Genomic DNA, 2,608 nt, shown 5'->3' with positions numbered 1-2,608 from the left:
AACAACGGTAACCTATGGAAAACGTCTTCAATTTTCGCGAACAACTCATAGAAGAATACAGTACCTTTTCCCGCAGCTTTGCGCGTATTGACGCCGCGGACATCCGCGAAAGGGTGCAGCGCGAATATGACCAGGGCCGCTACTGGCCGGAACCCCTCATCCAGATTAACCCCAACTACAAGCGCGGACACTCGGTCCAGGAGTTGGTCAGAGAAGGTCTTCTGCACCGGGACTGCGCCGAAATTTTCCAGGTGGACAAAGCGGAAGGTCGGCCACAGCCGCTCCAGCTCTATACCCATCAGGAGCAGGCATTGGCCAAAGGCCAACAGCGGCAAAGCTATGTGGTCACGACGGGCACAGGCTCCGGCAAATCCCTCTCCTTCTTCGTCCCGGTCATCGACCGGATACTGAAGGAGAAGGAGGCGGAAGAGGAAAACACGCCTGCGCGCACCCGCGCCATCGTCATCTATCCCATGAACGCGCTGGCCAACAGCCAATTGGAAGAACTCCACAAATTCCTGTACGGCTATGCCGCCGACCAGCAGCCCTTCACCGTCGCCCGTTACACAGGACAAGAATCCTCTGCTGAACGCAAAAACATAGCGGACAACCCGCCCGACATTCTCCTCACCAACTTCATGATGCTGGAACTCATCCTCACCCGTTTTGATCAGGACGACCGCCGCGTCGTCGAACATTGCCATGGGCTGGAGTTTCTGATTCTTGACGAACTGCACACCTATCGGGGGCGTCAGGGCGCCGACGTGGCTTTGCTGGTGCGCCGCCTGCGCGAACGCCTGCAGGCCCATCATCTCGTGTGCATAGGCACTTCCGCCACCATGTCCAGCATGGACGCCCAGGCAGATCGCAACAACACGGTCGCTGACGTGGCCAGCAAGCTCTTTGGCACCCGGATATCAGGGCATGACGTGATTGGCGAAACGCTGGAACGGGTGACGGACCCCCTCAAGGACGTCGCCGCCATTCAAGCCGCATTGCATGCCGCCATAAGCCGGGAACACCATAGCTGGGCCGATTTCCCCGCTTTTCAGGCAGACCCCTTGGTCATTTGGGTGGAACTGAATCTGGGTATCGAACTGCGTGAAAATGAACCCCCGCGCCGCGCACAACCCATGAATGTTAAAACGGCCAGCGAAAAGCTGGCGGCAGACAGCGGCTGTTCCGTGGAGGAGAGCCGTAGCGCTTTGCAGCGCTTCCTGCTGGCCGCCCATGAGATCCACACGCCCCAGGGACGCCCCCCTTTCGCCTTCAAACTGCATCAGTTCATCAGCGGCCCCGGCAAGGTGCTCACTACATTGGAAGCCTCTGGTACCCGCGACGTAACCCTCGACGCCCAGCGCTTCGCCCCCGACCGGCAAGCGGAAGGGGTGGAACTCTATCCGGCCCATTTTTGCCGGGACTGCGGTCAGGAATACCACCCGGTCTGGCATTCCAAAAATGATTCGGCAGGCTATCGGCCCCGCGAAATTGACGACATTAGCACCGACGACAATGAAGATACCGTCTATGGCTTTCTTTGCCCAATCCGTGCCGATCAGCAATACCAAGGTCAACTGGAGGACCTGCCGGAAAACTGGCTCGATTTTACCCGTGACGAGGTGAAGGTCCGGCAAAACTACAAAAAGGCGATCCCGCAACCGGTGCTCGTCAATGCCCAGGGACAGGAAGGGCGTGGCGAGCGTTACTGGCACATGCCCGGCAAATTCCGCTTTTGTCTGAAATGCGGTCAGGTCCATGAGGCCCACGGCAAAGACATCAACCGCCTCGCGAGCCTTTCCGGTGAGGGCCGTTCCTCGGCGACCACCATGCTCACCCTCAGCGCCCTCCGTTTGCTCTTCAGTGCTCCTGAGCCTTTGGCTGGTCGCGCCGACCCGCGCAAGCTGCTGGGGTTTACGGACAACCGGCAGGACGCCGCTTTACAGGCGGGGCATTTCAACGACTTCATTTTTCTGCTGACGCTGCGTTCCGGCCTCATCGGCGCACTGCAAAACGGTAGCGGCCTGCTCAACGAGGAACAACTGGCCGATGCCGTATTCAAAGCCCTGGGATTTGATCAGATCAACGAGGCCACGCTGGTCGAATATCTGCGCAACCCCAAACTCATGGGCTTGGCACGGCAGGAAGCGCAAAGAACACTGCGCTTCATCATCGGTTACCGTCTGCTCCGCGATCTGCGCCGGGGCTGGCGGTTCAACAACCCCAATCTCGACCAGCTCGGCCTGATCGACATCCGTTATCGCGGTCTGAACGAATTCAGCGCCACAGACAGTCTCTTTGCCCAGAACGCCAAACTGTCCGCCCTCAGTGGACCCCATCGCGCGGCGCTCTGCCAAATCGTCTTTGACGTCATGCGTCGTGGCCTTTGTCTGGAAAGCCGCTATCTGGATGCCGTTGAGCAAGACAAGGCCCGAAACAGCGCCTACGCCGCCCTCAATGACCGTTGGGCCTTCGCCGCCGACGAATCACTGGAAACGGCGAAAACTTTGATTTTCGGCAAGCGGCCAGAGCCTAAGGGGAAAGCCCGCACCGACCACCTGATCAGTGGTGGACCGCGTTCCCGACTGCTCCGTCAGGTCAAAAATGCCAC

Annotated in this window: 1 protein-coding gene; it reads left to right on the top strand. The window is 59.0% G+C overall.

Annotated features, from left to right (window positions below; translation table 11 throughout):
- Nucleotides 1-14 precede the first annotated feature (14 nt).
- On the top strand, nucleotides 15-2,608 hold a 2,594-nt coding region (locus AC2VNK_RS08820; RefSeq protein WP_486883501.1), incomplete at its 3' end, for a DEAD/DEAH box helicase.

The organism is Acidithiobacillus sp. TH-A35, from assembly GCF_057473505.1.
The sequence above is the reverse complement of the archived record's forward strand: the minus strand, read 5'-3'. Positions and strand labels throughout refer to the sequence as shown.